Consider the following 22,762-nt stretch of genomic DNA (forward strand, 5'->3'; position numbering starts at 1 on the left):
CAGCGCGGATTCCGGGTGAGGGGCAGGCAGACTGTCGGCCGGGTCAATGGTCCATCCGACTCCTACGCGCGCGCCCTCAACTTAAATCGAATTCGCGGCAGCAGCCCCTCACCCCACCCTCTCCCCGTAAGGGCGGGGAGAGGGAGCGATAGAGCTGGGCTCCCCCTCCCTAACACCCGCGTCAGAATCTGGCGCGTTTGTAAGTTGAAGCTGCCCGTCCCTTCCTCTCATCTGATCATCCTCGTGCGGCGCGGTGACCGCCGCAGTGCAAGGAGGATGCTTCGATGAACAACAGGCTTCTCAAAGGCCTCACCGCGGCGACGCTCGCAGCGATGATGGCGGTTGCTTCACCAGTGCTCGCGCGTGGCGGCGGTGGTGGTGGTGGCGGACACGGCGGGGGCGGCTTTGGTGGCGGTGGCCATGGCGGCTTTGGCGGCGGCGGGCATTTCGGCGGCGGCGGAATGCATGCGGGTGGCTTCGGCGGCGGCATGCATGGCGGAGGTTTCGGCGGCATGCGTGTCGGCGGGATGGGCGGCGCCAGCTTTGCCCGTGTCGGCGGGCCAGGCTTTGCTCGACCTGGCTTCGGCGGACCACGCTTCGCGCATGCGGCGATCGGACCGCGCTTTGCCGGCGCCGGCTGGCACGGCAGGACCTTCATCGGCCGCCACGCCTTCTTCCGGAATCATCACTTCCGTCGTTTCGCTTTCATCGGCGGGCCCTTCTACGCCGACTATTACAATTATTACGACGACGGCTGCTGGCGCAGGAGCTTGACGCCCTACGGCTGGCAATGGGTCAATGTGTGCGGAGACTATTGGTAGTCGCATCGCCGTACCGCACCATTGTCGCGATCGCCACCGGGCGGTTCCGCTCAGCCCCGGAACGGGATAGTCTGGTGGCGATCGTCGCGCGGAGTTTCGCATGACCGGAGGTCACCGCCGCATCCTGGTCGTCGAGGACGATCCGGAAACCGCAGGCCAGCTCGTCGAGGAATTGACCACCTCGGGCTATGAGGTCGATCTCGCCGCAACCGGACGCGAGGCGCTCAGCCACGGCGCGGCGCGCGACTATGCCGTGATCACGATCGACCGCATGCTGCCCGATATCGACGGCATCACCGTGATGCGCCAGTTGCGCGACGACGGCATCGCCGCGCCGTTCCTGATCATCTCGGCGCTCGGCGAGGTCGACGACCGTGTCCGGGGCTTGCGTGCTGGCGGCGACGATTATCTCGTCAAGCCGTTCTCCTTCGTCGAGCTTCTCGCCCGCCTTGAAGCATTGGGCCGTCGCAGCGAGACCATCGCCAAGGAAACCATCTTGCGCGTCGGCGATCTCGCCGTCGACCTGATCGCGCGCAATGCCAGCCGCCGCGGCCGCAAGATTCCGCTGCTGCCGCGCGAATTCCAGCTGCTCGAATATCTCGTCCGCAACGAGGGCCGCGTCGTCTCGCGCGCGATGCTGCTCCAGCACGTCTGGGACCTGCATTTCGATCCCTCCACCAACATCATCGACGTCTATGTCGGCCGCGTTCGCCGGAAGGTCGACGATGCCCAGGCCTATCCGCTGATCCACACCATCCGCGGCATCGGATATTGCCTCCGTGCTCCTGGCTAAGACGCTCCGCTCCTCGACCTTTCGCCTGGCGCTGATCGCGATCGCGGTGTTCGGGCTGATCGTCGCGGCGATCATGGCCTATGTCTATTTCGGCACGCTTGCCTATGTGCGTAGCCGGGTCGGCGATGCCGGCGATCACGGTGATTTCACCGCGATGATCGGGCTCGCGATGTTCGCGGTCGCCATGCTGCTGGCCATGCTGGCTGGCCTTGCGGCAGTCCTGGTGACGCGGCGCACGGTCGGCCGGATCGAGGAGATCAATGCCACCAGCCGCGCCATCATGCTCTCCGGTCTCGACCGGCGCATTCCCTTGCGTGGCAGCCACGACGAATGGGATCGCGTCGCGGAAAACCTCAACCTGATGCTCGACCGCATCGAGACGCTGATGGGCGAGGTCAAGCAGGTTAGCGACAACGTCGCCCATGATCTGCGGACGCCGCTGACGCGCATGCGCGGCCGGCTGGAAAAGGCCTACCACACCCCGCGCGACAGCGAGGCCGATGCCGCGTTGATCGGCGACACCATCGCCGATCTCGATGCCGTGCTCGGCATGTTCGCCTCCATCACCCGGATCTCGGAGATCGAGACCCGCGCCCGCAAGGGCGCCTTCCGCAGGCTCAATCTCGTCGAGGTTGCCGGCGAGGTGGTCGAACTCTACGACGCCGCCGCCGAAGAGGTCGCGACCCGTCTCAGCATCAGTGGCGACCGTGAGGTCTCCGTGACGGGCGACCGCGACCTGCTGTTCGACGCCATCGCCAATCTCGTCGACAATGCGATCAAGCACGGCCGCGCAGGCGGGCAGGTCACCGTGACCTGCCGCAGCGCCGGTGGCGGGGCGGACATCGCGATCGCGGATGATGGTCCCGGCATTGCCGCTGCGCAGCGCGATCACGTCTTCAAGCGCTTCACCCGGCTCGAGCAGAGCCGCTACACGCCGGGCAACGGGCTGGGCCTCAGCCTGGTCGCTGCGGTCGCGCGCCTCCACGGCGCCGAGATAACCCTACACGACAATGCGCCGGGCCTTACGGTCCGGCTCAGCTTCCCCACGTCATAGCTCGATCACGCCGCGGCGTGCCGCATGTGCGACTGCATCGGTGCGGCCGGTGGCATCGAGCTTGTCCAGCAGCGAGCCGACATGGAATTTCACCGTGTGCACGGAGATGTTGAGCTGGCGCGCGATCATCTTGTTGGACGCGCCTTCCGCCATCAGCGCCAGCACGTCGAGCTCGCGCTGCGTCAGCGCGATATCCTCGGGCATGCGGCGTGGATCGCGCGCGATGACCGTCACCGCAGCCTGCTCACCTGGCCCGGCAAGACGAAGCCCCGCGACGCTGCCGAGCAGCGTTGCGAGGCGATTGGCAAGGACGGGATCGTCGATCTCGAGGGACAGAACGATCTCCGGCGTCGTGTCCGCGCTCACGTCTCCGGCCTCTCGCCGATCGTGACCTTGAAGCTGGCCGGCTCGCCGCCGCGGCGCACCGCGACGTCGACCACCGTGCCGACGCTCGCAGGCCCCAATGTCCGGGACAGCGCGCGGACGCCTGACAGCTTCTGGTCGTTGACCGCGACGATCACGTCGCCCTGGCGGATGCCGGCCGCGGCGGCCGGCCCGGCCTTGTCGACATTCATCACCATCGCGCCGACGCCATCGTCGAGCCGCACCGGCTGGAGCCCGAGGCCGAGATAGCCGCGGGCGATGCGGCCGCGCGTCTCGAGCTGCGCCGCGACGCGCTCGATCGTCGCTGTGGGAATGACGAGCACGCGCCGCGGCCCGAGCACGGCCATGCCGAAGGCCTCGCCCGATGCATCGAGCGCGAGCCCGCCCTCATGGCTATCGCGCAAGCGCACGTCGAGCTCGATCCGCGCATCGATGTCGCCGCCGCGCAGGGAGCGCCAGCCTTTGCCCGAGGCCGATACCATTCCGAGCGCCGCGCTCGGGGCGTCGCGATCGGTGGCGACGACGACCGAGAGCGAGCCGAGGGCGGGCACCGTTGCGCCAGTTTCACCGGCGCGATATTGGTGTCAGCGCGCAGCAACGCGATATCGGTGGTGTGGTCACGGCCCGCGATCGTGGCGACGGCGGTGCTGCCGTCGGACAGGCCGATCTGGACCTCGCCCTCGTCGGCCAGGGCCTCGTCGGCGGTGACGATCAGGCCGGGCTTCCAGACGAATCCGGTCGAGCGCGAGCGATGCGAATGCACGGAGACGATGGACGGCGCGGTGCGCGCCACGACGTCCGCAAGCGCGGACGAGAGTGAAGACAGAGGAGTTGGGTCGGTCATGCAAGGCTCCTGCAAGGAATCAAGGCTCCTGTAAGCTGTCCTCAATCTGGGATGTCGCCGGCATTTGCGAAACTGGCCGGGTGGCCAGGACTTCGCGTCAGGACTTCGCGTCAGGACCTGGCTTCCGTAGGACCACGGCCGACGAATATGTGATTGGGAGGCGCTCACGGGAACGTGTAGCAATCGCCAAATTGCACCGCCCGGCCTCAAGCCTTTTCCGCGAGCCCTGACTGATGACCATCGATCTCACCCGCCGCACCCTGCTTCAACTCGCCGGCGCCAGTTCGCTCGCGATGGCCGCCGCGGCGGCTGCGCGTGCCGAAGGCACGCCGCAAGGCGGCGGACCGACCTATGCCAGCCGCACGCCGATGCGGGTCGGCATGGTGACGCTGCGGGTGAAGAACCTCGACACGGTCGCCGACTACTATCGCGACGTGATCGGGCTCACCGTGATGGAGCGCTCCGCGACGGGTGCAAAGCTCGGCACGGCCGGCATCACGCTGCTGGTGCTGGAGGCCCGTCCCGAGGCCGCGATTGAATCGCGCAGCGCCGCCGGCCTCTATCATACCGCCTTCCTGATGCCGACGCGCAAGGACCTCGCGCGCTGGCTGGTACACGCGGCCTCACACCGCGTGAAGCTGTCAGGCTTCGCCGATCATCTCGTCAGCGAGTCCGTCTATCTCGACGACCCCGAAGGCAACGGCATCGAGGTCTATGCCGACCGCGATCCCTCGCAATGGCAGTGGAGCGAGGGCAGCGTGAAGATGGCGACCGACGAGCTCAACATCCCCGACCTGTTGTCGCTCACCAACACGCGCGTGCCTGATTATGCCAAGGCGCCGGACGGACTGCGCATCGGCCACATGCATCTGCGGGTCGGCGATCTCGCGCAGGCGCAGAGTTTCTACCACGGCACGATCGGCCTCGACCCGACCCGCAGCCGCAACGGAGCTGCGTTCCTGTCGTCAGGCCGCTATCACCATCACCTCGCGATGAACGTCTGGCAGAGCCAGGGCGCCGGCCAGCGCGACGACACCGCTACGGGCCTCGCCTGGTTCTCGCTGGTGATGGCGAAGCAGGAGCTGCTCGCCGCGCAGGAGGAGCGCCTGCGCAAGGGCGGTGCGAAGGTCACCGCGCTTGCTGACGGCGTGGAGGCGATCGATCCCTGGGGCACGCGGGTGCGGCTGATCAGGGTTTGATCGCCGGGACGGGCGTTGGTAAGACCGGTCAGGCGTAGCCAGCTTTCCGGGGCCATCTGACATGACCGACTTCCACGGCGTCTTCCCCTATCTCGTCTCGCCCGTCGATGCCGATGGCGCGGTGCGCATGCAGGTGCTGACAAAGCTCTGCGACGATCTGATCAGCGCCGGCGTGCACGGGCTGACGCCGCTGGGGTCCACCGGCGAGTTCGCCTATCTCAATTCCGCGCAGCGAATGGCGGTCGTGCAGACCACGATCGAGGCCGCCAAGGGCCGCGTGCCGGTCTTGGCCGGCGTCGCCTCCACCTCGACGGCGGATGCGGTAGCGCAGGCGAAGGCGTACCAGAAGTGTGGTGCGAACGGCATCCTGGCGATCCTGGAGGCGTACTTCCCGCTTGCCGATGCCCAGGTCGAATCCTATTTCCGCGCCATTGCGGACGCCGTGGACGTTCCCGTCGTCATCTACACCAATCCGCAATTCCAGCGTTCCGATCTGACGCTCGACGTCATCGCGCGCCTCGCCGAGCATCCGCGCATCGGCTACATCAAGGACGCCTCGACCAACACCGGCCGGCTGCTCTCCATCATGAACCGCTGCGGCGATGGCTTGCGCGTGTTCTCGGCCTCCGCCCATATCCCGGCTGCGGTGATGCTGATCGGCGGGCTCGGCTGGATGGCGGGCCCGGCCTGCATCATCCCGCGCCAGAGCGTTGCGCTCTACGACCTCTGCAGGGCCGGCCGTTGGGACGAGGCCATGGCGCTCCAGCGCAGGCTGTGGCGCATCAACGAAGCCTTCGCCCGCTTCAACCTCGCCGCCTGCATCAAGGCCGGCCTCGCGATCCAGGGCTACGATGTCGGCGATCCCGTCCCGCCGCAGGCCCCGCTGACCGCCGAGGCGCGCAAGGTCGTGGAAGCGGCGTTGAGGGAGCTGAGTTAGCCGTCATTCCGGGGCGCCCGCAGGGCGAGCCCGGAATCTCGAGATTCCGGGTTCGATGCTGCGCATCGCCCCGGAATGACGGTCTCTAAGACAAGCCCGGGCATGACGAATCCATGGTCCCGCCGCCCAAAAGCGCGGCTGGCATGCCTCCGGTCGATCCGCTAAAAGGCTGCCCGCAGTTTCGAAAAGACCCTGAGGACCCCACGGAATGAACATTCTTCCCGGCAATTTGCGTTTCGGAGCGGGGCAGCCCGTCAAGCGTTTGGAAGACCAGCGGCTGCTCACCGGGAAGGGGCAATTCATCGACGACAAGCCGGAAGATGGCGCGCTGTGGTTGCATGTGCTGCGCTCGCCGCATGCGCATGCGAAGATCGTCTCGATCGACACCAGCGCGGCGGCGGCGATGCCCGGCGTCACCGCGGTCTACACCGGTGCGGACCTCGTCAAGGACGACGTCGGCGCCATCCCGACCTTGAGCATCTTCAAGCGCCCCGACGGCAAGCCGATGACGGTGCCGCCGCGCCGCCTGCTGGCCCATGAGATCGTGCGCTATGCCGGTGAGGCCGTGGCGGCAGTGGTGGCTTCCTCTCGTGCCGAGGCGCAGAGTGCGGCCGAAGCGATCGTGGTCGATTACGACGTGCAGCCCGCGGTGGTCGATCCGGTCGAGGCGGTGAAGCCCGGCGCGCCCGTGGTGTGGCCAGATGCGCCCGACAACATCGTCGGCGCGATGGCTTACGGCGATGCCGCGAAGGTGGACGAAGCCTTCGCCAGGGCCGCGCACACCGTCGAGCTCGACCTCGTCAGCCAGCGCCTCGTGCCCTCCGCGATGGAGCCGCGCTCGACCATTGCCGAGATCGACAAGAAGTCCGGCCGTCTGCTCCTGCACGTGCAGTCGCAGACCCCGGCCTCGACCCGCGACGTGCTGGCGGAAGCCGTGCTCAAGCGTCCCAAGGACAGCGTGCGCGTGCTGGTCGGCGACATCGGCGGCGGCTTTGGCCAGAAGACCAACCTCTATCCCGAGGACGGCATCGTCGCCTATGCCGCGACCAAGCTGAGCAAGAAGATCCGCTGGCGCGGCGACCGCACCGACGAGTTCGTTGGCGGCACCCATGGCCGCGATCTCACCTCGACGGCGTCCTTTGCGCTCGACGAGAAGGGCAAGGTGCTGGCTTATCGCGTCAAGTCGATCGGCTGCACAGGCGCCTATTCCTCGGGCGCGGCCAACATCATCCCGCTGGTGCTCGGGCCGTTCGTGCAGACCGGTGTTTACGACCTGCCGCTGGTGCATTTCGAGGTGCAGTCTGTGATGACCCATACCGCACCAGTCGGCGCCTATCGCGGCGCGGGCCGGCCCGAGGCGGTGTTCATCGTCGAGCGTCTCTTCGACGCTGCTGCCCGCAAGATCGGCATGGATCCGCGTGCGATCCGCAAGGCCAACTACATCAAGCCGGCGCAGCTGCCCTACACCAACGCGGCCGGCCAGGTTTACGATTCCGGCGCCTTCGCGCACATGCTCGACCGCGCAGTGAAGCTCGCCGACTGGGACGGCTTCGCCGCGCGCAAGAAGGCCGCGAAGAAGAAGGGCCTGCTCTACGGCCGCGGGCTCACCTCCTACATCGAATGGACCGGTGGCCGCGCCCACACCGAGAAGGTCAGCCTGCACGCGACCTCGCAAGGACGCGTCGTGCTGCATTCCGGCACTATGGCGATGGGGCAGGGGCTGCAGACCACCTATACCCAGATGATCTCCGACACGCTCGGCATCGCCATGGACAAGATCGACGTCGTTCAGGGCGACACGGATCTGGCCATGGGTTTTGGCAGCGTCGGCTCGCGCTCGCTGTTCGTCGGCGGCACCGCGGTCGTGGTTTCCTCCAGCGATCTGATCCAGAAGGCGCGCGAGAAGGCTGCGAACGTGCTGGAGACGTCGGTCGAGGACATCGAATATCAGGGCGGCATGCTCACCGTGGTCGGCACCGACCGCCGCATCAGCCTGTTCGACCTCGCCGAGAAGGAGAGCGGCGCGAAGCTCAGCGTCGATTCCGAGGGCGAGGTCGACGGTCCGAGCTGGCCGAACGGCACGCATATCTGCGAGGTCGAGATCGACCCCGAGACCGGCGTCTCCAAGGTCGTGCGCTATACCACGGTCGACGACGTCGGCGTCGCCGTGAACCCGATGCTGGTCACCGGCCAGATCCATGGCGGCGTCGCGCAAGGCATCGGCCAGGCGCTGTATGAAGGCGTCTCCTACGACGCCGACGGCCAACTCCTCACCGCGAGCTACCAGGACTATTGCATCCCGCGCGCCGACGACGTGCCGCCGATCGTGGTGACGCTGGACGATTCCGCACCCTGCCGCACCAATCCGCTCGGCGCCAAGGGCTGCGGCGAATCCGGCGCCATCGGCGGCCCTCCTTGCGTCACCAACGGTGTGATGGATGCGCTCGCCGAGCTCGGCATCACCCAGCTGAACACGCCGCTGACGCCGCAGAAGATCTGGCAGGCGATCAGGGACGCGAGGGCTGTCTAGGTAAAGATTTCGCCGTCGCCGCAAACATAACTGTCGTCCCGGGGCGCGCGTAGCGCGAACCCGGGACCCATAACCACAGGGTCGAGTTTGGCGAAGACTCGTAGTGACCAGCTCGCGCCATAACCTCTCCCTGTGGTTATGGGTCCCGGATCTGCGCTTCGCTTGTCCGGGACGACAGCGGGGTGTGCAGCGCCAGCTCGCCTCAAATCCCCAGCATCATCTTCGCAATGATATCGCGCTGAATCTCCGACGTGCCTCCGAAGATCGTGTACGCTCTCCCGTTGAGATATTCCGGCACTACCGTCAGCATGTCCTCGGGCGTCGCGGGCTCGTGATTGAGCTTGTACAGCGGACGCATCGGCTCGACGGCGAGGGCGTCGTGGCCGATCACGTCTACGCCGAGGCGCGTCACGGCCTGGCGGATCTCGCTGTTGCGCAGCTTCAGGATCGACGACACCGCGCCGGGATTTTGCCCGGTCTGCAGCGCCGAGAGCACACGCAGCTCGGTCATCTCCAGCGCGTCGATGTCGACCTCGACCTCCGAGATGCGCGTTGCGATATCGGGACTGTCGATCGCGCGCCCGGTCAGATCAGACTCGGCGAGCTCCGCGATCGCCTTCAGCCCCTCTCGGAGCTTCGCTGACGCAATGCCCGAGCCGCGCTCGAACTCGAGCAGGTACTTGCCGTAGGTCCAGCCCTTGCCTTCTTCGCCGACGCGGTTGGCGACGGGCACGCGGACGTCGTCGAAGAACACCTGGTTGACCTCGTGGTCGCCGCCGATGGTGAGAATGGGGCGCGTCGTGATGCCCGGTGTCTTCATGTCGATCAGGATGAAGCTGATGCCGTCCTGCTGCCGCGGCCCGTCGCTGGTGCGTACCAGCGCGAACATGCGATTGGCGTGATGCGCATGCGTGGTCCAGATCTTGGTGCCGTTGATGATGTAGTCGTCACCGTCGCGCACGGCGCGCGTCTTCAGCGACGACAGGTCGGAGCCGGAGCCGGGCTCGGAATAACCCTGGCACCAGTAATCCTCGCCCGAGAGAATGCGCGGCAGATAAAAGTTCTTCTGCTCGGGCGAGCCGAAGCCGATGATGACGGGCCCGACCATCTTCACGCCCATCACGTTGACATTCGGCACGCCTGCGCGCGCGGACTCGGTTTCAAAGATCCAGCGCTGCGCCGGCGTCCAGTCGGGGCCGCCATATTCGACCGGCCAGCCCGGCGCGCCCCAGCCCTGCCGGTGCAGCGCCCGTTGCCAGGCCATGCCGATCGGCGGATCGGAGAACACCGACGGTGTCAGCGCGGTCGCGCGTTTCATCTCGTCGGTCAGGTTTTTGGCGATGAAGCCGCGCACCTCGCTTTGAAAGGCGCGCTCCTCGGCATTGAACGTGAGGTCCATGATGCGCTCCTTGGGTCAGGCGGTGCGGCCAAGCTGGGCGTGGCGGGCATAGTGATGCGCGCTGCCGCCGAACAGTGTGTCGAAGGCGACCAGCCGCTTGAAATAGGCTCCGACCTCGAGCTCCTCGGTGACACCCATGCCGCCGTGAAGCTGGATCGACTGCTCGCCGACGAAGCGTGCGCATTTGCCGATTTTCGCTTTCGCGCCTGACGCCGCCCGAGCACGCTCGACCGGCGCAGCATCCACCTTCAACGCAGCCCGCAGCGCCATCGAGCGCGCCTCGTCCACCTGCATCGCCATGTCGGCGAGGCGGTGGCGGATCACCTGGTTGGCGGAGAGCGGCCGGCCGAACTGCTTTCGGATCTTGGTGTAGTCGAGCGTGGTGTCGAGCAGCGTCTGCATGATGCCGACGGCCTCCGCACCTAACGCAGCCATGGCGCGGTCGACGGCCCATTCGATCACCGGCAATACGTCGCTATCGTCACCGAGGAGAGCGTCCTGCGGCAGCTCCACGCCTGACAGCTCGATGTTGCAGGCCCGTCCGCCGCCGAGACGTTGATAGTCACTCATGGCAACGCTCGGCGTTTTCGCCTGGACCAGGAACAGGCCGATGCGTCCCGACGGTCCCCGATGATCATGGATATGCGCGGAGACGATGATCTCGTTGGCAGCGTGGCCGTCGAGCACCGCGATCTTGCTGCCGGAAAGGCGCCAGCCCTCGGCTGTCTTGTGAGCGGTGGTCGCGACCTTGGCGAGATCGAACCGCGCTGCGCGCTCGGAATGCGCAAAGGCGAGCTTGAGCGATCCGTCGGCGACCTTCGGCAGCCGCTCCTGCTTCTGCGCGGTGGTGCCGCACGTCTCGATCAGCGCCGCTCCGAGCACGACCGTCGCGATATACGGCTCGGACACCAGCCCACGGCCAAACGCCTCCATCAGAATCCCGATCTCGACCGCGCCGCCGCCGAGCCCGCCAAACTCCTCAGGGACCGGCAGCGCCAGCCAGCCGAGCTCGGCGAACTGTTTCCAGACATCAGGGCTGTATCCGAGCGGATCGTTCGCCATCTTGCGGCGATGATCGGCATCGTAGCTTTCGGCGACAAAGCGCTCCGCGCTCTCGCGCAGCAGCCGTTGCTCGTCGCTGAGATTGAGGTCCATGTCGCTACTCCGCGGCCGGCGGCTTGCGCACGGAGGGATGCAGTCCGGATGGATCGACGATCATGCCGAACTCCTGGAGATTGTGGGCGTGGCAGAGCTGATGCAGCGCGAAGGCCTGGTCGATCGCGGCGGGCTGGCCCATCACGTCGACCGAGCGGTTCACGGCCTCCTTGGTCAACTTGAGCGCAAAGGCCGGCTTTGCTGCGATCCGGCGCGCCAGCTCCAGCACGCGCGACGACAGCTCGGCGCGCGGGACGACCTGATTGACCATGCCGAGTTGATGCGCCTCTTGCGCACTCCAGCTGTCGGCGGTGAACAGAAACTCCTTGGCCTTGCGCGAGCCGAGTTCCCAAGGATGCACGAACCATTCGACGCCGCAGACGCCCATGGTGACGACGGGGTCGCAGAACTGCGCGTCGTCGCTGGCGACGATGAGGTCGCAAGCCCAGGCCAGCATCAGGCCGCCCGCGATGCACTTGCCGTGCACCTCGGCAATGGTCGGTTTCGCCAGATTGCGCCAGCGCCGCGTGATCTGGAGATAAATTTCCTGCTCGCGCGCGAAGCGGCCATGTGCGTTCGGTTCGGCAAAGCCGCCCCAATTTCCTACCGGCGGAAAATCGATGCCTGCGGCATTCTTAGCCCCGGGGCGGAGGTCATGGCCTGAGGAGAAGTGCGGCCCGTTGCCGGCGAGGATGATGACCTTGACCGCATCGTCCTGCACCGCTTCGTCGAAGGCGGCGTTGAGGTCGTAGGTCATTTGCAGATTCTGCGCATTGCGCGCCTCGGGCCGGTTCATCACGATCCGGGTGATCGCCGGCTCCGGCCGCTCAACGAGGATGGTCTCGAACGAAGACATCGCGTTCCCCCTGGCGTTTCCATTTGGTCTTATTGTTTCGTCGAGTTGACTATGTCGGCCAGGGATAGGCAAGAGGCTTGCGTAAATCGGCTGCTTTTCGCGCGCGATCTGGTAGTTTGCACCAGATTCCACCGGGAGAAATTCCATGCGCAAGATCCTCACCGTACTGGCGGCGCTGGCCTCGCTGAGCCTGACGAACTGCGGCTACAACGCGATCCAGACCGAGGACGAGCAGATCAAGGGCAACTGGTCCGAGGTCGTGAACCAGTATCAGCGCCGCGCCGATCTCGTGCCCAACCTCGTCAACTCGGTGAAGGGCTTTGCGCAGCAGGAGAAGGACGTGCTGCTCGGCGTCACCAACGCGCGCGCCAAGGTCGGCAGCATCCAGGCGACGCCGGAGGTGCTGAACGATCCCGCCGCCTTCCAGAAATTCCAGGCCGCCCAGGGCGAGCTCTCCAGCGCGCTGTCGCGGCTGCTGGTCGTCACCGAGAACTATCCGCAGCTCAAGTCGGATGCGCTGTTTAGGGATTTGATGTCGCAGCTCGAGGGCACCGAGAACCGCATCACGGTCGCCCGCAACCGCTACATCAAGGCGGTGCAGGATTATAACGTCACCATCCGCTCGTTCCCGACCAACTTCACCGCGATGGCGTTCGGCTACAAGGAGAAGCCGAATTTCTCGGTCGAGAACGAGAAGGAGATCTCGACCGCGCCGAAGGTGGATTTCAACCCGGCGCCGTCGAAGTAGCCGCGTTCGGCACAGATGCGCGCCCCACTCACCACTGTCATTCCCCGCGAAGGCGGGGAATCCAGTCCGCCGCGGCCCCTCCGCATCTCGCCGGCGTCTCTGGAATACTGGATCGCCCGGTCAAGCCGGGCGATGACAGCGAGGGTGTGGCGGGCTTGTTCGAGCATGCTCTCGCGGATTGCCCTCGCCGTCGCGCTGGCTCTCACCTTTGCCTTCGCTGCTGCGGCCGACGTCGCCGTCCCCCAGCTCACCGGCCGTGTGATCGACCAGACCGGGTCCTTGTCGGGCAGCGACATCGCCACGCTCACGCAAAAGCTGCGCGATTTCGAGACGCGCAAGGGTAGCCAGATCGCCGTCCTGATCGTGCCGACGACGCAGCCGGAGACGATCGAGCAATTCTCGATCCGCGTCGCGGACGCCTGGAAGATCGGCCGCAAGAAGGTCGACGATGGCGCGATCCTGATCGTCGCCAAGAACGACCGGCACTTGCGCATCGAGGTCGGCTACGGCCTCGAAGGCGCGCTCACCGACGTCACCTCGCGGCGCATCATCGACGAGATCATCACCCCGAAATTCAGAACGGGCGATTTTGGCGGCGGTATCTCGGACGGTGTCGATCGCATGATCCGCGTCATCGACGGCGAGCCGCTGCCGGTTCCCTCACCAAGCGTGAATTTCGGCAATCTCGACGACCTCGGACCGCTCTTCATCGTGACGCTGTTCGCCTCGATCGGGGTGGGCGGGTTCTTTCGCGCCATGCTGGGGCGGCTGGCCGGATCATTGGTGACCGGCGGCATCATCGCCGCGCTTGCCTGGTTCATTCTCGGCTCTTTCGCACTCGCCATGGCCCTCGGTGTCGTCGGCTTCATCATCGGGTTCATCGCCGACCTGTTCTCGGCGATGGCGCCAAGCACGCGATCGTCGCGTGGCGGCTCCTGGTCGAGCGGCAGCGCGGGAGGCGGCTGGAGCAGCGGCTCGTCGAGTAGCGACAGCGGCAGCTTCAGCGGCGGTGGCGGCAGCTTTGGCGGCGGCGGCGCCTCGGGGAGCTGGTAGGTCATGAGCATCAAGCGCATTGCCAGACACCTGGTGCAGCATCATTGGCGGGCAAAGCAGGTCTTTCCGCAAGCCGTGCTCGATCGCATCGAGCAGGCGATCAGGAGCAGCGAGGCGACCCATTCCGGCCAGGTCCGCTTCGTGGTCGAAGGCGCGCTCGACGGCCGTCCGCTGTTCCGCGACCAGCCAGCCCGCGAGCGTGCGCTCGACGTGTTCTCGCATCTGCGGATCTGGGACACCGCGCATAACAACGGCGTGCTGATCTACCTGCTGCTCGCCGACCGCGATGTCGAGATCATCGCCGATCGCGGCATCGACGCGAAGGTGGGTGCCGAGGGCTGGGAGACGATTTGTCGCGCGATGGAGGCGGAGTTCGCCGCGGGCCGGTTCGAGCCAGGCGTGATCGGCGGCATCGCCGCGGTGTCGCGCGAGCTGGCCAGGCACTTCCCACCGGGCGGACCGCATCCGAACGAGTTGCCGGATGCGCCCGTGGTGATGTGAGGGGGACGATAGTCCACACCCCGTCATTGCGAGGAGCCCGTGCGACGAACCAATCCAGACTGCCACCGCAGAGACATTCTGGATTGCTTCGCTACGCTCGCAATGACGGGGGTGGCAGAAGCGCCCGCCACCTAATCATCCAGTTTGTTCAGATCCCGCACCGACTGCATGATCGGCTCGAAGTTCGAGCGCGCGTCGAGCGCGTCGAACAATTGCGCGGTGTCTTCCAGGAGGCCATGCGAGCGCGCGATCGCGATGCGGACATCGTCCTGCGGCGTATCCGACAGCCGCCCGTGTCCCGACAGCAGGATCTTCGAATCCAGTCCCTTCAGCCGCTCCAGCGACTGGATATAGTCGGCGATGCTGCCGGAGCCGAACACGCCGCCCATCACCCCGCCCGGCATCAAGGTGTCGGCGGCGAACAACAGGCCCTTGTCCTGGTCGTACAGCGTGATGCAGGCCGAGGTGTGGCCCGGCGTGTGCATCACGTTGAGGCGGAAATTGCCGAGGTCGATCAGATTGCCTTCCTCGAGCCAGATGTCGACATTGATCGGCACGTTCGGCTCGTTGAACATCTTGCGCAGCATCGAGAAGTCGTCGCGCAGCATGATCTTGTTGGCGGCGAGCCGATGCGCAGCGATGAAGGTGCGACGCTCGTTGAAGTGCCAGGCGGCGCCGATATGGTCGAGATGCTCGTGGCTCAGCACGACCATATCGATTGTCTCCGGCGGACATCCGGCGAAGTTCAGGCACTCCACCATCGACGGATAGTTCGAGGACAGGCCGACATCGATCAAAATGGTACGCGCCGAGCCGCGCACCAGATAGGCATTGGCGGCGCGATTGGCGAAGCGGATCTGGTAGACGTCGTCGGCGGCCTGGATCAGCGAGCAGGTGTCGTTCTTCATCAGGACCGGGAAGGCGGTCGGCTTGCGATCGCTCATGATTGCGCCGCCCGGTAGGTGACCGCGTTGGAGGCGCGCAGACGTTTTGAGAGCGCATCCATCACCATCAGCGCGAACGCCGGCTGCTGGCTGACGAGATAGACGAAGCGGGCGTGATTGATCCGCATCACCCTGGTGTTCGGCGCCGCCGCGATCGCGGTCGCCGAGCGTGCCGAGCCGTCGATCACGGCCATCTCGCCGAAGAACTCGCCCTTGCCGAGCTTGACGATGGTGGTCTTGCTGGCGCCGTTCATCTTGGCGATCTCGACCTCGCCGTCGAGGACGACGAACAGCTCGCGGCCGGTCGAGCCTTCCTCGAAAATGACGTCATCGACACCAAACGCGTTGATGCATTTCTCGATCGTCATGGCACCCCCAAACGCCTTCTGGCTGACGGGACCGCCCATGTTAGCCAGAGGCCGATGACGGGCAAGCAGCCCTTCGGCTAAGGCGAGCGTCTGCCGCAGGGCAGCATCGGCTGACGATTTGTTGCACGCCGCCACGCCGGTTCCATTTTCCCGACCCAATTCGGCCCCGGATGAGTTCCTAAAATTTCGGTAAGCGGGTCCGGAGGTAAGGATTTCGCAAGCAATGAAAGTTACCAAAAGGTCAATCCAGACTGGAGTATTTGAGCCGTGAGCGAACCAATGCCCGAGCAGGCTGCCCAGGAGACCGGCGAACAGACGAACGTCGTCGAAGCCGCCGCGACCGTGCCGCAGGCCGTCGAGGCTGCCGCCAGCATCGAGGCCCCCTCGATTGCCCCCGACCATGAGGCGCCGCCGAAGCCCGATCCGGTGAAGGCGGATGCCCCCAGGATCGAACCGCCCCGGATCGAGGTGCCGAAGTTCGAGGCCAAGGTTGAGCCGAAAGCCGAGGCAAAGCCTGAGCCTAAGCCCGGCAAGCTGATCGTGATGGCGCCCTCGGACCGCTCCTGGGAGCGCGAGGAGTTTGCCCCTCATGTGAAGCCGGAAGCGCCGCGCGAGACCGGCGACAAGCGTCGCCTGTCGGCGATGGCCGCGGTGGTCGCGCGATTGCCGCCGCCGTCGGCCAGCAGGCACGGCGACGCAGGAGATCGCGCAGAACGTCCAGCAGCCGCCGCCCGCACCGGCGAGGTCTCGCAGAACATCGCGGGCGTCACGGACGGCATCGCAGCGACCGGCACGGCCGCCGAGGAAGTGCTGGGCTCGGCGATCGAGCTGTCGAAACAGTCGCAGCGGCTGCGGGACGAGGTGGATCGGTTCCTCGCGCAGATTCGCGCGGCGTAGTTGCGCGAAGAGCGGCGCTCCAAGTTCAGTGTCGTCCTCGCGAACGTGAGGACCCATACCGCGTGATCCATCGATAACGCACGATCATCGTACCGAAGACTTTTAACTCCTAGTCATCGCCAAACCACTCCCTGTGGTTATGGGTCCCGGATCTGCGCTCCGCTACGCTACGCTTGTCCGGGACGACAACTTAGGTTTTGGCGTCAGCACCCACCATCACATCGATCGCGCCTTTCACGATCGCCTCGAGCTCCTTGCGCGGGACGCGGGCGCGCGAGCGGATGGCGATGGTGTGGACGGTGGCGGAGGCGATCTGCGCCAGCGCGAACGGATCGGCACTTTCCGGCAACTCGCCTTTCTCCCTGGCGCGGCGGAAGCAGCTCGTAAAAGCCTTGTCGAGCCCGGTGAGACCATCGAGCACCATGGCGCGGATCTCGGGATCGCTCACGGCTTCGGAGGCCGCGGTCACCACCGTGAAGCAGCCGCGCGGGCCGGTGTCGCCGGACAGATAGATGTCCAGCGCGGAAGCGTAGATGCGCTCCAGCCGCTGACGCAGCGGCATCTCCTGGCGGAAGATCTCGACCATCGCCTCGCCCGCTTCGTCGCGATAGCGCTGGTAGCTCTTGATGTAGAGCTCGCGCTTGTCGCCGAAGGCGCCATAAAGGCTCGGCCGGTTCATGCCGGTGGCTTCGCTGAGATCGTCGAGCGAGGTGGCCGCAAAACCTTGCTTGCGGAACAGGTCGAGCGCCTTGCCGAGCGCGACGTCGGGCTCGTAGGTGCGCGGCCGTCCCCGGCGCTTAGGTTCGCCGCGGCGCTCGGGTTCACTGGCAGCAGCTGGCGGTTTCGATTTTTGTACCATTTCGCAAAATAATCCTTGACCGTAGATATATTATGCAAGATGGTACAAAAATCAATCTGGCCAGGTTGAGCGACACCCAAGAGGATTTTGCCCAAGGAGGCCCAAGATGGATCTGTATTTCTCGCCGCTCGCCTGCTCCATGGCGACCCGCGTCGCGCTCTATGAAGCAGGCGCGGACGCGAACTATCTCGAAGTTGATCCGCCGACCAAGAAAGTGCTGAACGACGGCACCGACTTCCGCAACGTGAACCCGATCGGCCTCGTGCCGACGCTGCGCACCGACGAAGGCGTGGTGCTGACCGAGAACGCCGCAATCCTGCAATATGTCGCGGACCGTTTTCCGCAATCCGGCCTCGGCGCGACACAGGGCATCGAGCGTACGCGGCTCCATCAATGGCTGTGCTTCATCGGCACCGAGCTGCACAAGGGTCTGTTCATCCCCGTGCTCGACCGCAAGGCGCCGCAGGAAGCCAAGGCCTATGTGCTGGAGAAGAACCTGTCGCGGCTCGACTATCTCGACAAGTATCTGGAAGGGCGCGAGTTCCTGCTCGACCATTTCAGCGTGGCCGACGCCTATCTCGTCACGGTCATCAACTGGACCATGGCGACGCCGCCGATCGAGCTCGCGAAATGGCCGAACGTGAAGGCCTATTACGAGCGCCTGCGCCAGCGTCCCTCGATCGCGAAGGCGATCGCGGAGGAATTCGAGCTGTACAAGGCCGAGCAGGCGCGGAAGAAGGCGGCGGCTTGAGGCCAACGCGATATCTTCGCATCGCGACGTCGTCCCGGCCAAACCGGGACGGCGTCGTTAGCAATTCGGCTATCTCGGCGTCTGCAGCACGATCCCGTAGCGGCCGTAGATCCGCTCGATCGTGCCGTCGTTGCGCAGCCGCTCCAGCGCTCCGTCGATGGCTTCGCGCAACGCATCGTCCGGACGGATCATGCCGACGGCGACGTTCCAGTTGAGGTCGGCCACGCCCTCGTCGCGATCCAGGATCCGCAGCGCCTTGTCCGGATGGGTCAGATTGAAATAGCTCGCCGCGGTGGGCGTAACCGCGGCTGCGTCGATCTCATGGTTTGATACGGCATCGAGGCTGTCGCTCTCGAAGCCGAAGGTCGACGTCGGCACGCGCCGTTGACCGATGATCATGGCGGCGACAGAGCCGACCTGCACCCCCACCTTGGTATGCTCGCCGAGGCTCTTGAACGAGGTGAGCGCGCTGGATGACGGCACCGCGAGCGCGACACCCGTGCGATAGTACGGTTTCGAGATCCTCAAGCGGGTTTCGCCCTGCGCTTCGCGGTCGGCGATGACGTCCAGAAGAATGTCGCAGCCGGCGCTGCGCATCTGATACTGCGTGATGATCCAGTCGAGCCGCAGCGAAACACCGAGCTCGCGCGCCAGCGCCCGTCCCAGCTCGACCTGAAAGCCGGGCGGATCACCGGCCTTGCTCGCAAAAGGAAGCGAATTGGGATGCGCGCATAGTCCGATCGCGCCACTCGCGCGGATCGCGTCCAGGGTTCGCGCCTGCGCCGGTTCCGACAGAACGATGGCGGCAGCGACGATAGCCAGCACAATTGCCTTCATTCCGCGTCCTCATCTGGATGGATCAGGTCTCGGCGGGTCAACCCGCGCGCGGCTTCAAGGCGCGGATATATTTGACGATCTGGTCGATCTGCGCGTCATTGAAGCTCTCGCCGAATGCCGGCATCGCACCTTGCTTGCCGGTCTTGATACGGTTGTGCAGAAATTCGTCGTCTCGTGGCGAATTCATCAGTTGCGGTCCCCTGCCGGCAGCCCGGCCGCCGTCGGAGTGGCAAAAGCCGCAGGTCCCCGCGAACAACTGCTCGACATCCAGCGACCCGTTGTCCGGCGCAGGCGCAGCAGGTTGTGCTTGAGCCACCACAACGCACAGCAACGAAACACCCAGCGCCGCCGGATACGACTTCAAATGCAGTTTCAACACGTCCGCTCCATTCCCGAAATCACGCGCGGCCGCTGCGATCGACCGAGAAGCGGGCTTGCACCCGCTCCTCGGCAGATCGTTCAAGGGGACTATTTCAGGCTGAAGACGACCAGGGCGCCGTCGTCACGCGGCATGCTCTTGTAGACGCCACCGAAGTTCGGGGCATATTCGTCTGCCAGCATACCGCCGAAGCCGGCTGTCACTGCGATGTATTGCTTGCCGCCGACGGAGTAGCTGACGATGCCGCCCTGGTGGCCGGTGCCATTGTTGTGCTTCCACAGCTCGGCCCCGGTTTCGGCATCATAGGCGTGAAGGACGCCGCGGGAATCAGGCACGAACACGAGATTGCCTGCGGTCGACAGCACGCTCCCGAGCGGCGGCTCGGGGTAGCGAACCTCCCACTTCTTTGCCCCCGTGATGGGATCGCGCGCGTCGAGGTGTCCATAGATCTCGCCGCTTGGAGGCGGCGCCATCTTGAAATCGGCGCCGATGTTGAGCTGAACCTGTGGCGCGGTGACCGGCGTCGTTTTCTGGATATCGAGCGTCATGCACCATTCCTGGCCGATCTTGTAGTAGAGACCGGTCTTCGGGCTGTACGAGCCGGCATTCCAGCTGATGCCGCCGCCGATGAACGGACAGAGCGGCACTTCAGTGACTTTCCCGACGGGGAAATCGCGACGGCCAATCAGCGCGCCGGTCTTGGGATCGATATCCTTGACGAAGTTGATGTTCTCGACCAGCCGCCAGACGTTCTTCACGCCGAGATTGCGGTCGTAGACGAAGACGAAGCCGCCCTTGTTCGGATGAACCACGTATTTCTGGCCGTCGCGCTCGAGCATCACGAACTCGCCGACGGCGCTGTCGAAGTCCCAGGCGTCGTGCGGCAGTTCCTGATGGTAGGATTTCAGCTTTCCGGTATCGATATCGAGAGCGATAACTGAACTCGTGTAGAGATTGTCGCCGGGCCGCGCACCTTGCGTCTTGTAGTCAGCGCCGGACCAGTCGTAGAGCGGCGCCGGATTCGCGGTGCCCCACAGGATGGTGTTGGTCTCGGAGTCGTAGGTACCCGGCATCCAGCCGCCGCCACCGCCGGTTCGCCAGGAATCGTTGCCCCAGGTCTTCATGGCTTCGTCGGTGCCCGCGACCGTCAGGAACTCCCACTTCTTCTTGCCGGTGGTGGCATCGACGGCGAAGATCGGGCCGCGACCCGGCCATTCCCCTCCCTGCGAGCCGATGATCACGCTCCCCTTCGCGTAAAGCGGCGCGCCGGTGAAGCCGACCGTGAGCTTCTGCGAGTCGATCAGCCTGGTTTCCCAGAGAACCTTTCCCGACTTCGCATCGAGGCCGAAGAGACGACCATCCATCGTACCGACGAAGACCTTGCCTTCACCAAGGGCCACGCCGCGGTTGTAGGGAGAGTGGGTCTGTCGGCTGATGAGCGCTTCATCAAGTTCGGGAAAGAACGACCAGATGACCTCGCCCGTCGCGCCGTTCAGCGCAAAGACCCGGCTGTAGGAACCCGAATAGTAGAGCACGCCATCGGCGACGAGCGGCATTGACTGCAGGCCGCGCGTCGATCGCCCGGGAATGTGCATCCAGGCGACGCCCAGATTGCCGATGTTGCTCGCATTGATCTGCGCGAGTGGGCTGTAGTGATGGGACTTGTATGAACCGTGATAGGTGAGCCAGTCGTTCTGGCCGGCTGCCTCGATACGGGCCGTATCCACTGATTGGGCCAACGCCGCCGATGCCGCAAATGCCGCAACGGCGAGAACAGGTAGGCCCGAGTTGAGCCACTGCTTCCTCATATGCACTTCCTCCCGCTTGGTGTTTATTGATTGCGTCTCGTGAACGCCGCTGCGAGGAATGTTTGCAGTTCAGTACGCGTCGATTGTTCTCCATCGGAGATGAACTGCCAATAAATCTCCCTCTCCCTCGGCGCATATCGCCAAAGGAGCTGCGTTCACCGGCATGATTGCTGTCGCACGTCTGCATGCACAGCGTACGACGGATTACAGGGGCGTGCAAAGACGGAATGCGCGCGGGAGGCGAATTGGCGCAGAGGGCGAATTGAAACGACAGCAGCGCTGACCGTTCGATCTCCGTTCGGGCGAAACGTTATCCGTACAGCACCCGCGGCAAGATCGTAACAATGCCGGGCCACAGCGTCAGCAAGAGCACGAAGCCCACCATGATCACCAGATACGGCATCGTGACGCGCGCGATGTAGCCGAGGCCGTCCTCGGTCAGGCCCTGGATCACGAACAGGTTGAAGCCGACCGGCGGGGTGATCTGCGCCATCTCAACCGCGAGCACGAGGAAGATGCCGAACCAGATCTCGTCGAAGCCCGCGCCCTTCACGATCGGCAGCACGATCGGCAGCGTCATCACGATCATCGAGAAGCCGTCGAGGAAGCAGCCGAGGATCAAATAGAAGATGATCAGCACCACGATCAGCATGAAGGGCGACAGGCCGAGGCCCTTGACGAAAGCGGCCACCGCCTGAGGGATGCCGAGGAACGCCGCGGCATTGCCGAGGATCGAGGCCCCTAACACGATCAGCGCGATCATTGAGCAGGTGACGACCGAGCCGATCAACACATCGCGCATGACCTGCTGCGACATCGAGCCTTGCGCCCAGGCAACCAGGCCTGCGCCAAGAACGCCCACGGCGGCGGCCTCCGAGGGCGTCGCGAGCCCGCCATACATCGAGCCCAGCACGCAGGCGATCAGGAACAGCGCCGGCGCGAGATCCTTGAGCGCGGCGAAGCGTTCACCCCATGGCACCTGCGAGAGCTTTGCTTCTGTCTCCGGCACCATCGAAGGCTTGAGCGAGGTGTGCAGCATCACCCAGCCCATGAAGGTCGCGGCCAGGAGCAGGCCGGGCAGCACACCGGCCGTGAAGAGCTTGAGAATGGAGACGTCGCCAAGTACGCCGTAGATGATCATGATGTTGGACGGCGGGATCAAAAAGCCGAGCGTGCCGGCGCCGGCGAGCGAGCCGATCGCGATGTCACGCGAATAGCCACGGCGCAGGAGCTCGTTGAGCGACATGCGGCCGATCACCTGCGTGGTTGCCGCCGAGGAGCCCGAGATCGCGGCGAAGATGGTGCAGCCGATCACGTTCACATGCAGCAGGCGGCCCGGCAGAAGGCCGGCCCAGGGCGCAAGTCCCTGGAACAGCGCGCGCGACAGGCGGGTGCGAAACAGCAATTCGCCCATCAGAATGAACAGCGGCAACGCCAGCAGCTCCTGCGTGGTCAGGATGTTCCAGGCGTATTGCGGCAGTAGCTTGTCGAGCGGGATCGAGCGGAACATCGCGAGCAGCAGCGTCGCGGTGAGCGCGAGGGTAAGACCGATCCAGACGCCACCCGCCAGCAGCGCAAACAGAATCCCGAACAGGGCGACGACTTCGATGGTCATGGGATCCAAAATCCGATAGCGAGCAAGGCG

General features: G+C 65.1%; 21 protein-coding genes and 2 pseudogenes. 11 read left to right on the plus strand and 12 right to left on the minus strand.

The features are described 5' to 3' along the window. The first annotated feature begins 284 nt into the window (after positions 1-284). The 3 genes from FOM02_RS21150 to FOM02_RS21160 all read left to right on the plus strand — a co-directional run bounded on the left by FOM02_RS21150 (position 285) and on the right by FOM02_RS21160 (position 2,668). Positions 285-821 carry a hypothetical protein gene (locus FOM02_RS21150; protein WP_027563807.1) on the plus strand — a complete coding sequence of 179 codons (537 nt, stop codon included), beginning with the start codon at positions 285-287 and terminating at the stop codon, positions 819-821. 100 nt (positions 822-921) lie between these two features. After that, the gene (locus FOM02_RS21155) at positions 922-1,614 is read left to right on the plus strand and encodes a response regulator transcription factor (protein WP_027563808.1); all 693 of its coding nucleotides are present in this window, start codon (positions 922-924) and stop codon (positions 1,612-1,614) included. Beyond that, positions 1,601-2,668 (plus strand): sensor histidine kinase, encoded by a 1,068-nt coding sequence (locus FOM02_RS21160; protein ID WP_027563809.1) that lies wholly within the window; start codon positions 1,601-1,603, stop codon positions 2,666-2,668. Before FOM02_RS21155 ends, FOM02_RS21160 begins: the two co-directional genes overlap by 14 nt. Here FOM02_RS21160 and FOM02_RS21165 read toward each other — a convergent pair. Both FOM02_RS21165 and FOM02_RS21170 read right to left on the minus strand, forming a co-directional pair. Beyond that, positions 2,663-3,034, minus strand: a complete 372-nt coding sequence (locus FOM02_RS21165) for a response regulator transcription factor (protein ID WP_027563810.1) — start codon at positions 3,032-3,034, stop codon at positions 2,663-2,665. The two genes, FOM02_RS21160 and FOM02_RS21165, sit on opposite strands and share 6 nt — an antisense overlap. Continuing rightward, positions 3,031-3,896 (minus strand): annotated as a pseudogene (locus FOM02_RS21170) (S1C family serine protease). The gene FOM02_RS21165 and the pseudogene FOM02_RS21170 overlap by 4 nt, the downstream one beginning before the upstream one ends. 233 nt (positions 3,897-4,129) lie before the next feature. Here FOM02_RS21170 and FOM02_RS21175 point away from each other — a divergent pair. The 3 genes from FOM02_RS21175 to FOM02_RS21185 all read left to right on the plus strand — a co-directional run bounded on the left by FOM02_RS21175 (position 4,130) and on the right by FOM02_RS21185 (position 8,562). Beyond that, positions 4,130-5,095 (plus strand): VOC family protein, encoded by a 966-nt coding sequence (locus tag FOM02_RS21175; RefSeq protein ID WP_265442118.1) that lies wholly within the window; start codon positions 4,130-4,132, stop codon positions 5,093-5,095. A 61-nt stretch (positions 5,096-5,156) separates the two neighbouring features. Then, on the plus strand, positions 5,157-6,032 hold the full coding sequence (locus FOM02_RS21180; protein WP_027563813.1) for a dihydrodipicolinate synthase family protein: 876 nt from the start codon (positions 5,157-5,159) through the stop codon (positions 6,030-6,032). Positions 6,033-6,240: 208 nt separating this feature from the next. Next, complete coding sequence (locus FOM02_RS21185; RefSeq protein ID WP_265442119.1) at positions 6,241-8,562, plus strand: xanthine dehydrogenase family protein molybdopterin-binding subunit; 2,322 nt, start codon at positions 6,241-6,243, stop codon at positions 8,560-8,562. Positions 8,563-8,764: 202 nt separating this feature from the next. On the opposite strand, the gene FOM02_RS21190 is transcribed toward FOM02_RS21185, so the two are convergent. The 3 genes from FOM02_RS21190 to FOM02_RS21200 are packed head-to-tail and all read right to left on the minus strand — an operon-like array spanning position 8,765 to position 11,972. Then, positions 8,765-9,961: an acyl-CoA dehydrogenase family protein gene (locus FOM02_RS21190; RefSeq protein WP_027563815.1), complete on the minus strand. Its 1,197-nt coding sequence runs from the start codon at positions 9,959-9,961 to the stop codon at positions 8,765-8,767. Between the two features lie 15 nt (positions 9,962-9,976). After that, positions 9,977-11,116 carry an acyl-CoA dehydrogenase family protein gene (locus tag FOM02_RS21195; protein ID WP_027563816.1) on the minus strand — a complete coding sequence of 380 codons (1,140 nt, stop codon included), beginning with the start codon at positions 11,114-11,116 and terminating at the stop codon, positions 9,977-9,979. A 4-nt stretch (positions 11,117-11,120) separates the two neighbouring features. Further along, complete coding sequence (locus FOM02_RS21200) at positions 11,121-11,972, minus strand: enoyl-CoA hydratase (protein ID WP_027563817.1); 852 nt, start codon at positions 11,970-11,972, stop codon at positions 11,121-11,123. Positions 11,973-12,117: 145 nt separating this feature from the next. Here FOM02_RS21200 and FOM02_RS21205 point away from each other — a divergent pair, with 145 nt between their 5' ends. The 3 genes from FOM02_RS21205 to FOM02_RS21215 all read left to right on the plus strand — a co-directional run bounded on the left by FOM02_RS21205 (position 12,118) and on the right by FOM02_RS21215 (position 14,274). After that, positions 12,118-12,720, plus strand: a complete 603-nt coding sequence (locus FOM02_RS21205; RefSeq protein ID WP_027563818.1) for a LemA family protein — start codon at positions 12,118-12,120, stop codon at positions 12,718-12,720. A 165-nt stretch (positions 12,721-12,885) separates the two neighbouring features. Further along, complete coding sequence (locus tag FOM02_RS21210) at positions 12,886-13,773, plus strand: TPM domain-containing protein (RefSeq protein ID WP_027563819.1); 888 nt, start codon at positions 12,886-12,888, stop codon at positions 13,771-13,773. Positions 13,774-13,776: 3 nt separating this feature from the next. Beyond that, positions 13,777-14,274, plus strand: a complete 498-nt coding sequence (locus FOM02_RS21215) for a TPM domain-containing protein (protein WP_027563820.1) — start codon at positions 13,777-13,779, stop codon at positions 14,272-14,274. 131 nt (positions 14,275-14,405) lie between these two features. Here FOM02_RS21215 and FOM02_RS21220 read toward each other — a convergent pair whose 3' ends face one another. Both FOM02_RS21220 and FOM02_RS21225 read right to left on the minus strand, forming a co-directional pair. Next, complete coding sequence (locus tag FOM02_RS21220; protein ID WP_027563821.1) at positions 14,406-15,218, minus strand: MBL fold metallo-hydrolase; 813 nt, start codon at positions 15,216-15,218, stop codon at positions 14,406-14,408. Then, complete coding sequence (locus tag FOM02_RS21225) at positions 15,215-15,586, minus strand: Crp/Fnr family transcriptional regulator (protein WP_027563822.1); 372 nt, start codon at positions 15,584-15,586, stop codon at positions 15,215-15,217. Before FOM02_RS21225 ends, FOM02_RS21220 begins: the two co-directional genes overlap by 4 nt. A gap of 279 nt (positions 15,587-15,865) precedes the next feature. Between FOM02_RS21225 and FOM02_RS21230 the strand changes: the two are divergent. Beyond that, a pseudogene (locus FOM02_RS21230) lies at positions 15,866-16,250 on the plus strand (hypothetical protein); the annotation flags it as partial. Between the two features lie 423 nt (positions 16,251-16,673). Here FOM02_RS21230 and FOM02_RS21235 read toward each other — a convergent pair. Further along, entirely contained in the window at positions 16,674-17,342 is a 669-nt protein-coding gene (locus FOM02_RS21235; RefSeq protein WP_027561082.1) for a TetR/AcrR family transcriptional regulator, read from the minus strand. Positions 17,343-17,448: 106 nt separating this feature from the next. On the opposite strand from FOM02_RS21235, the gene FOM02_RS21240 reads away from it, so the two are divergent. Further along, positions 17,449-18,093 carry a glutathione binding-like protein gene (locus FOM02_RS21240; protein WP_027561083.1) on the plus strand — a complete coding sequence of 215 codons (645 nt, stop codon included), beginning with the start codon at positions 17,449-17,451 and terminating at the stop codon, positions 18,091-18,093. A gap of 69 nt (positions 18,094-18,162) precedes the next feature. Here FOM02_RS21240 and FOM02_RS21245 read toward each other — a convergent pair whose 3' ends face one another. The 4 genes from FOM02_RS21245 to FOM02_RS21260 form a co-directional block, all read right to left on the minus strand. Beyond that, the gene (locus tag FOM02_RS21245) at positions 18,163-18,930 is read right to left on the minus strand and encodes a substrate-binding periplasmic protein (protein ID WP_027561084.1); all 768 of its coding nucleotides are present in this window, start codon (positions 18,928-18,930) and stop codon (positions 18,163-18,165) included. Positions 18,931-18,967: 37 nt separating this feature from the next. Further along, positions 18,968-19,309 carry a c-type cytochrome gene (locus FOM02_RS21250; RefSeq protein WP_108914503.1) on the minus strand — a complete coding sequence of 114 codons (342 nt, stop codon included), beginning with the start codon at positions 19,307-19,309 and terminating at the stop codon, positions 18,968-18,970. 89 nt (positions 19,310-19,398) lie between these two features. Next, positions 19,399-21,117, minus strand: a complete 1,719-nt coding sequence (locus FOM02_RS21255; RefSeq protein ID WP_027561086.1) for a pyrroloquinoline quinone-dependent dehydrogenase — start codon at positions 21,115-21,117, stop codon at positions 19,399-19,401. A 310-nt stretch (positions 21,118-21,427) separates the two neighbouring features. Continuing rightward, positions 21,428-22,732, minus strand: coding sequence for a TRAP transporter large permease (locus FOM02_RS21260; protein WP_027561087.1), 1,305 nt, complete (start codon positions 22,730-22,732; stop codon positions 21,428-21,430). Positions 22,733-22,762: the final 30 nt, after the last annotated feature.

The sequence above is a fragment of the Bradyrhizobium sp. SEMIA genome (genome assembly GCF_014844175.1).
Classification (GTDB): domain Bacteria; phylum Pseudomonadota; class Alphaproteobacteria; order Rhizobiales; family Xanthobacteraceae; genus Bradyrhizobium; species Bradyrhizobium arachidis.

Coding starts and splice junctions, on each gene's coding strand:
- FOM02_RS21180 (WP_027563813.1), top strand. CDS start 5,157: ATGACCGACTTCCACGGCGTCTTCCCCTATCTCGTCTCGCCCGTCGAT.
- FOM02_RS21190 (WP_027563815.1), bottom strand. CDS start 9,961: ATGGACCTCACGTTCAATGCCGAGGAGCGCGCCTTTCAAAGCGAGGTG.
- FOM02_RS21215 (WP_027563820.1), top strand. CDS start 13,777: ATGAGCATCAAGCGCATTGCCAGACACCTGGTGCAGCATCATTGGCGG.
- FOM02_RS21175 (WP_265442118.1), top strand. CDS start 4,130: ATGACCATCGATCTCACCCGCCGCACCCTGCTTCAACTCGCCGGCGCC.
- FOM02_RS21150 (WP_027563807.1), top strand. CDS start 285: ATGAACAACAGGCTTCTCAAAGGCCTCACCGCGGCGACGCTCGCAGCG.
- FOM02_RS21225 (WP_027563822.1), bottom strand. CDS start 15,586: ATGACGATCGAGAAATGCATCAACGCGTTTGGTGTCGATGACGTCATT.
- FOM02_RS21210 (WP_027563819.1), top strand. CDS start 12,886: ATGCTCTCGCGGATTGCCCTCGCCGTCGCGCTGGCTCTCACCTTTGCC.
- FOM02_RS21205 (WP_027563818.1), top strand. CDS start 12,118: ATGCGCAAGATCCTCACCGTACTGGCGGCGCTGGCCTCGCTGAGCCTG.
- FOM02_RS21235 (WP_027561082.1), bottom strand. CDS start 17,342: ATGGTACAAAAATCGAAACCGCCAGCTGCTGCCAGTGAACCCGAGCGC.
- FOM02_RS21255 (WP_027561086.1), bottom strand. CDS start 21,117: ATGAGGAAGCAGTGGCTCAACTCGGGCCTACCTGTTCTCGCCGTTGCG.
- FOM02_RS21260 (WP_027561087.1), bottom strand. CDS start 22,732: ATGACCATCGAAGTCGTCGCCCTGTTCGGGATTCTGTTTGCGCTGCTG.
- FOM02_RS21195 (WP_027563816.1), bottom strand. CDS start 11,116: ATGGACCTCAATCTCAGCGACGAGCAACGGCTGCTGCGCGAGAGCGCG.
- FOM02_RS21240 (WP_027561083.1), top strand. CDS start 17,449: ATGGATCTGTATTTCTCGCCGCTCGCCTGCTCCATGGCGACCCGCGTC.
- FOM02_RS21245 (WP_027561084.1), bottom strand. CDS start 18,930: ATGAAGGCAATTGTGCTGGCTATCGTCGCTGCCGCCATCGTTCTGTCG.
- FOM02_RS21185 (WP_265442119.1), top strand. CDS start 6,241: ATGAACATTCTTCCCGGCAATTTGCGTTTCGGAGCGGGGCAGCCCGTC.
- FOM02_RS21155 (WP_027563808.1), top strand. CDS start 922: ATGACCGGAGGTCACCGCCGCATCCTGGTCGTCGAGGACGATCCGGAA.
- FOM02_RS21220 (WP_027563821.1), bottom strand. CDS start 15,218: ATGAGCGATCGCAAGCCGACCGCCTTCCCGGTCCTGATGAAGAACGAC.
- FOM02_RS21200 (WP_027563817.1), bottom strand. CDS start 11,972: ATGTCTTCGTTCGAGACCATCCTCGTTGAGCGGCCGGAGCCGGCGATC.